Below are 7,296 nucleotides of genomic sequence, written 5' to 3'. Positions count from 1 at the left end.
AAGAGCCCAACAAGATGACCTTACGCCGTCAAACGGCGGAGCATCCGTTCGGGACCATAAAGGCCTGGATGGGGGCGACGCACTTCCTGATGCGAAGACAGCACAAGGTTGCGACCGAGATGGCGCTCAATGTGCTCGCCTACAATCTAAAACGTGTAATAGCCATTCTGGGCTGCCGAACACTGCTGGAAGCGATGCAGACGTAAAGGATTTTGCACTGGAGCCAACTCCAGATCCGGTCCCAGACCTCTCGACCTGCCACTCGACAAAAGGGTTATCACACAGCCTGGGCCAATAGGCGACATCGCCCTTCCACGATCTCAGGAATAGGAATAGGCTATTCGCGCCCGTTCGCATCGGATTACCGCCGCGGAGGGACTGCAATGAAACTTCCCCACCGAAGGCAGTTTCTGCATTTGGCTGCGGCCACTGCCGCGCTACCGGCGCTCTCGACCATCGCGCGAGCGCAAGCCTATCCGACGCGGCCGGTGCGCATCATCGTCGGCTTTCCCGCTGGCGGCTCGGCGGACTTTCACGCTCGTCTAATGGGTCAGTGGTTATCGGAGCGGCTCGGCCAGCAATTCGTCGTCGAGAACCGGCCGGGTGCCGGCGGCAATATTGGCACAGAGGCAGTCGTCCGTGCACCGGCCGACGGCTATACGCTCCTGCTGGTCGTAACACCGAACGCAATCAACGCAACGCTCTACGACAGGCTTAACTTTGACTTCATCCGGGACATTGCACCGGTCGCCGGGATCGTGCATGGCGCCCAAGTCATGGTGATGCATCCTGCTCATTCCACCAGAACCGTTCCGGACTTCATCGCCTACGCCAAGGCCAATCCTGGCAAGATCAACATGGCGTCGGGCGGCGTCGGGACGCCGGGCCATCTGGCCGGCGAGCTGTTCAAGATCATGACTGGCGTTAACCTCGTTCACGTACCCTATCGCGGCGAGGGACCTGCGCTCACCGACGCAATCAGCGGTCAATTCCAACTCATGTTCGTTAGTGTGAGCCCGTCGCTTGAATTTATCAGGGCGGGAAAGCTTCGTGCGCTGGCGGTGACCACCACCGCGCGGTCACCCGCAATGCCGGACGTGCCGACCATTGCCGAAACGGTCCCCGGATACGAGGTGAACGGGTGGGTAGGGATGGGTGCGCCGAAGGGCACACCGTCCGAGATCATCCAGAAGCTCAACGATCATATCAATGCCGGACTAGCAAGTCCCGGTATAAAGGCGCGATACGCGGATCTGGGCCTTACGCCTCTTGTTCTCTCGCCCTCTGAATTCGGACAATTCGTCGCTGACGAGACGCAAAGATGGGCGAAGGTGATCCGCGCGGCAAACATCAAGCCGGAGTAACGCGAACGCCGATCGCTCGATGACCGGTTAGGGTCATGAGCGCCGTTTTTGGCGGCCAAGCCGCCGCTTCCGGTCTACCCTGAGCAGCAGACGTTGTGACGGGCTGTTGGCAGGTCTCTGAAGGGCCACTTACGGACTCATGCGCCAAGGCAAACGACGAGTGCAAATGGTACTTTGTTCAATATCTCGTCGGCGCGCACCTACCTATCCGGGTCCGTTCGGCAACCGTATGTGGTCACCATAAGCGTGATGCCAGCGAGTGGAGCAAGCCGCTAGGGATATGGCGCCGCCTGGCGGAATCGTCTACCCGAAACCGCTCGCCGGCCACGCGATGACTGCGTCATCTGCTTGATAACGACCCCCGGCGTCGATGGGGCGGTGTGCAGTGGGGCGTATTCCTCTCGCACGATGAAGAGGTCTTAATCGCTGGAAGGCCGACGCTATGATCATCGCTACCTAGATCACCGCGCTGAACGCGACACGATTGGTCCGTTGTGAGAAAATGGTCAGTCTCACAAGTTGAGCAGTGCTGCGCCGCCCCCTTAGAGCGACGCAGCATTTGGTCTTATGCCCAGCCTCGATGGTGCAACTCATTCGGCTTTACGTCCAGCAAGTCGATGGTGTCGTTGCCGACTTGCATCAGCGTTCCGCCGTGGTCGGAGGATACTTTGACGAAATCGTCGTTCAAAAGCTGGAGCTTGTCGACCTTGGGACCGAATTCAGTGATGGTTGCGGTGTTCTGCTTACCCTTGAGATGGTCAAGGTTGAACACAAAGGTGTCGGCACCGTCACAGCCGGTCGCTTCAGTCGAGCCGTCTGCCAAAATCGTCCGATCCGAAAATTGCAGGCGTTCGATATTCTGCAGCGTGTCCGTGCCGTCGGCACCGACATTGTCGGTGACCGTGATTGACCCGTCGGCATTATGAGTGATCGTGTAGTTCTTTGCCTTACCCGAGAACAGGGCCGTGTCCGTGTCCTGGAGCGGCTCGCCGAACGGATTGCCGTTATCACCGATCAGGTGGTCGTCGCCCTGTCCTCCCTTCATCCAGTCATCGCCCTCGTTCCCCAGCAGTTCGTCGTTGCCGGCGCCTCCAAAGATCTGGTCATTGTCGAGGCCCCCGAAGACTTCGTCGTCGCCATCACCGGCCTCGATGCGGTCGCGGCCCTCCAGGCCGACGAGCAGATCGGAGCCTGCGCCGCCCGATATCTTGTCGTTTCCGGCGGCGCCGTTGACGAAGTCATCGCCGTCGCCGCCCGTCAGGCCGTCGTCGCCGTCGCCACCGATCACCGCATCGTTGCCGAGGGCGCCGTCGAGGACATCGTCGCCACCGTCGCCCCAGAGCGTATCGTCCCCGGCGCCGGACTGAATCCTGTCCGTCCGGTCGGTGCCGCCGATCACGACGTGATCGTCGCCAAGAAACCCTAGCCTGCCTCCGTGGTTGGTCATCACCAATGGATTTCCGGCAGCGTCGACCGGATAGGTTGACGGGTCGCCGGCTTCGATCGTGTGGGTGGGCGCGGCGAAGACGTCGAAGGGAAGATGCGTGGTATCAGTGTTGCGCATCACCAGCTCGGAGAATGAGGTGCCCTCGAGCTGATTTAGGAAATTCGTACCATCCAACCGCGACAGGTAGTAAAAGCGGTCACCATTCTGCAAATTTTCCATCTGAGTCTCGAACACGAAGTTGAAGGTCGAGCCCAGCAGCCCGCCCGACGCTAGCGGCTTCTCCGCCAGACCCCCTATCCACAGATCAACGTCATTTAGACCAGTCTCGACACCGGCGAAGGCTCCTGTGCCGTTGAGAAAATCAGTATCCGGGCCAACGCTCTCGTCTGCCTCCGTGGTCGGGTCATCCGCCGTCCCGTAGACGAGCGTGGCGGCAGCGACACGTTTATCCGCCACCGTGGCAGCATCAGCGAGCAACGGATGAACGCCGTATGCTGCAATGAAGTTGACGAGAGACTCCGGGTGCTTGATGCCGTCCCCGAATTCCGCCCAGCTCGCATATGGCTTGAGATCGGGATCTCCGGTTGCTCCGTAGAACTGCTCGCGGACACTGTTGAGCGGTGCCACGCCGGTGTCACGGCCGCGCGCGAGGTTTATGGTCGCAAGATCCAGAGGCAAACCGAGAAGATTGTTGCGCAGCGCACCGGTAACGAATTCGTCGACGCTGTTGGCGACCTCGCGCGTTGCTCCGCGCACAATTTCCGCTGCAGCATCGCCGTCGGCGCCACGTTCCGCATAGGCGAGCGGGTTGAGGAAGGCGTCAATCAGGCTGAGCTGCTGATCGCCCGCAACCTCGGCATTGGCGTCGACCACGTTGCCGTCGGCATCCAGACGGTCAACAGTCTCGCGCAGCAGCGAGTGCCCGAACCGATAGACCGTGTGTGCGAACTCGGCCACGATTGCAGGATCGATGGAGACGTCGTGTGCCTCGAATTCATCGATGTTCGGCTGGATGCTGCGTGCAAAGTCCTCGAATACAAGATGCTGGTATTGCATCTCGGTCGCAAATCTGCCGGCCTGGAACAGGTACTCGCCATTCCAGTCACTGTCCTGGATGCCGTCGGACATATCCGCTCCCGGCTTCAGCCACTGGCTCACGAATGCTGGATCATTGTCCACTTCGGCCAGGATCACCTCCTTCAGGTGCCCGATCAGCCGGTTGTGTTCCGCGTGGAAAACGTGATGAACGGCGGTCAAGCCGATATTCTCATTCCCGCGTCCGTCGCCGGTGATGTAGTGGGCATCGAGCAGCTCATTGTCGTAGTTGCCGCTCGTATCCGATCCGTCAAGGTTCGAGAGGCTGACCTCCGTGTCGCCGTCCGCGACCTTCCCGGTCGGAACGGCATCATGGGCAATGTCGTTCAGAAAGGCGTGTCCGGTGCGGACCGCCCCGGTGGTGCTGATGGGATTGGCGGGGTTGCCTTCTATCAGGATATCGTCGGGCGTCCCCGCAACGCCATCAGGGCCGGGCATCACGATTTGGGCGTATCCATGAGCGCCGGCCAGGAAGCGCCCGTAAGGGTCGGTTGCCAGCAAGGGAATGTTGGTCACATCGGCATCGGTCAGGTCGATGCCGAGCAGCTCCCGCGCTTGCGCCTTGACGTCAGCCCATGTTGCCAGGCCGCCATCGAGGCCTTCGAGCAGACGCCCGGTTGCCACCGGCTTGCCGTTGACGTCAAGCGTGTACTCGCGCAAGAAAACCTGGTGTGACGGATGCGATGTGTACGTCTGGTTCTGATCGATGAACGGCGTCGTCTGGTTCGTGTGCTCGTGGATATCGTCCGAAGTCCCAACCCTCCCGTCTGCCCCGGCCAGGTTGGTCGCACGCGTCAACACCATGAAGTTGGTCGGGCTGCCTTCAACATAGAGAGGGTCGTCCGGCTGCAGTGGGATAAACACTGTCCCGCTGTCGCCCTTGTTCACCAGATCCAGGCCATGGTCGAAAAACTGGCCGAAGAATGTGAACCACTGATTGAACGGCGCCGCGCCCTCGGAGCCCACGTGCGGAATAACTCCGTCGCCATCGCTGTCGACCGCGGCGGCCGCCGGGTTGCTGTTCCCGTTCTGGTCGGCAATCAGATTGCTGATGATCCGCGGTTGGGGATCGATCACTGTACCGGCAGTCTGGGAGTAGGACGTCCCGAGGTCCGCTTCGCGGAACATAGGATCGGTCATCCGCGGGAACACCCGATCCGCGGCGCCGAAGTCCGATTGGCGGGGCACCACGTTGTTGTTCGTGCCGTCAACCGTCCGCAGCCCAAATGGAAGAGAAGGGTCCTCCAAAGGTGCGCCGGTTTCGGCGAAGCGAATTTGCGCGAGAATGAAATCGAGGTCTGATCGAATGAGTTGCATGTCCGTCTCCCTGAGTTCCGAGCGATGGAATTCCGGACGTCTCTGCGAAGGCATGCAGGCTGGAGATCGGGAGCCCACTCTGTGGCGCTTTAGAGATGAGAATGCGAAAGGATGAAAGCTTTATCGCGCGCAGGCAGTCACATATTTGGCAGCAACGACGCCGGGGCGGTCCGCAACATTTCACAGAAGTCGCACCGTCATAGCCGCACTCGCAGGCTTCTTCCGATAGCGCCTGGGACATCGCGTCGATGGCTTCAGGCTCGATGCGGCGTTATCACCGGGATAGGTCCGCATCTGCGATCGCGTGTTGATATCGTAGACCGTGACCGACCAGAACTGATTTCCGTTGACTGAAAAAATGTAGGCGAACTTCAGTGGTGGGTCGCGACAATTGAAGGTCCGCCTATAGCGGCGCGGAAAGCGGACATCGCGGGAGGTCCGAGTCGGGCCAGCAGGCGACGTCAATCTATCGTATTCGACCACCTCACCGGACCGGCGCCTTGCTTGTGCATCACAAGCCCGCGTCCGGCTTCGGTGGCGCTCCGGCGCCGCTTTCAAGGAGCGGTCTAAGAAATGACCGATCATGTCTTAGGAAGCATTTAGTCTCCCGGTAATATGCAATCGCCCTCTGGCAATCAGGATCTCTGGCCGCCTTGGAGCGGTAGGCTTCGTAGTCGGCAAGCGAAGGAAATGAAAACAATGCGATCGCGACGTAGTCCCCGCCTTCATGCGGCAGGAAATAGCCGTGATGCGTGCCGCCGAATTTTTCAACCAGTGGCAGCCACATCTTGGCGTAGGTCTCGAATTCTTTCGCTTTGAAGGGCTCGATCTCATAGCGGAGGTAGCAGGTTATCATTCTCAGTCTCCTCGTGACGGATCGATTGGATGCCCACCGTCCCATCACACAATCAGAAGTCTGACCCGTACATTCCTTGGCCGCATGCCGCAACCCCAGCCGACGTCCGGTCGGGGTCAAAACCGGAAGTCCCGACCTGCCCTACCCCATGTCGGCTCTGCTCCCGAGACCAGGCCTTGCAGGCGCAGGTTGTCAATGTCGCTCAGGGTCAAAACCGGCGATACTCTGGTTGAGCAGAGAATTTCTGCTTAGACCCCCAAAGCCGACATTTGCGCCGTTATGAGGACATGCCTAGTACAACCACGGCCCCGGCGGACGCAGGAGCCGTGAGTTCAAGTTCATTTGGAGTCGATGTGATTAAAGTGTGCCGCTCTCGCTTTCGGCACAGACGCGCAACACACTCACAGCAGGATCGTTCCTAGGCTCGCCTCCTAAGCGTCCTAACCGACGGCGCAGCCTTACGAAATTTAATTGCAGTCGGTGCCAAGTAGTGATTGAGTTGGAACACTTAACTATTCCAAGCGAGGTGTGTCATGCTCGCGGAAAAGTTCATTCTGGTCCTGGAGGCGCTACTCAAGAGCAATCAGTATCGCGATGGAGATGTCAGGGTAAAAACCTCCTCACCCCACGTTCCAGTAGAATTACCGGTTAAGAAATAAGGCGCCTCCTGAAGCTGGGGCTCTTGGTGCTAGGACGGTTGCTCAATGACGGGGTCGGCTAGGGCGCGTGCTCGCCAGTATCAGTTGACCCAGGGGTGCATTTGCGCAGCTCTTCCAAGGCAAGGCGGGCGTGGTGCGCAGCCTCGAGATTGCCAGTTTTCCCGATGTACTCCAGTGCCCACATCAAGTATTGCATAGCGATGACACCGGGAGGGTCAGGGCGAATGGTCATTTGAGGTTGCCCTGCCACTCAGCACAACGATCAGCTAACTTATCGTATTCCTCAGCGACTCGCAGCATTCGACGCATTTCGCGGGGGTCGTAGCGCAATTGCTTCGCTTTCGCGGGGGTCGCCTTTGCGCGATCACGCCAATACTTCGGCTGTTTGATCGGGTCATGCATGCCGCATGTAGAGCAACTTTCAAAACATTGCTCCCAAACATCTGTGAGGAACGCGGTTCGCGCCGTTCACGAACGAGTGTGAGGATGAGCCGAACGTCGAAGCGCAAGCGAACGGCGGCTAGGACGCGGCGCTACCGGGATCTGATGCGCTGCACA

At 59.4% G+C, this 7,296-nt stretch carries 4 protein-coding genes; 2 read left to right on the top strand and 2 right to left on the bottom strand.

The window, feature by feature from the left end; genetic code table 11:
* Both J6524_RS36240 and J6524_RS36235 read left to right on the top strand, forming a co-directional pair.
* A partial coding sequence (locus J6524_RS36240; protein ID WP_225677739.1) for a transposase occupies nt 1-206 on the top strand: 206 nt, incomplete at its 5' end.
* 177 nt (nt 207-383) lie between these two features.
* Nucleotides 384-1,364 carry a Bug family tripartite tricarboxylate transporter substrate binding protein gene (locus tag J6524_RS36235; RefSeq protein ID WP_225678648.1) on the top strand — a complete coding sequence of 327 codons (981 nt, stop codon included), beginning with the start codon at nt 384-386 and terminating at the stop codon, nt 1,362-1,364.
* A gap of 565 nt (nt 1,365-1,929) precedes the next feature.
* On the opposite strand, the gene J6524_RS36230 is transcribed toward J6524_RS36235, so the two are convergent.
* Together J6524_RS36230 and J6524_RS36225 are read right to left on the bottom strand one after the other, a co-directional pair.
* The gene (locus J6524_RS36230) at nt 1,930-5,223 is read right to left on the bottom strand and encodes a peroxidase family protein (RefSeq protein ID WP_225678647.1); all 3,294 of its coding nucleotides are present in this window, start codon (nt 5,221-5,223) and stop codon (nt 1,930-1,932) included.
* Nucleotides 5,224-5,734: 511 nt separating this feature from the next.
* Nucleotides 5,735-6,079 (bottom strand): NIPSNAP family protein, encoded by a 345-nt coding sequence (locus tag J6524_RS36225; protein WP_225678646.1) that lies wholly within the window; start codon nt 6,077-6,079, stop codon nt 5,735-5,737.
* Nucleotides 6,080-7,296 lie beyond the last annotated feature (1,217 nt).

The sequence above is a fragment of the Bradyrhizobium hereditatis genome (assembly GCF_020329435.1).
In the GTDB taxonomy this organism is placed as follows: domain Bacteria; phylum Pseudomonadota; class Alphaproteobacteria; order Rhizobiales; family Xanthobacteraceae; genus Bradyrhizobium; species Bradyrhizobium hereditatis.
Note: the sequence above shows the minus strand (reverse complement) of the source record. Positions and strands in the feature narration are given on the sequence as shown.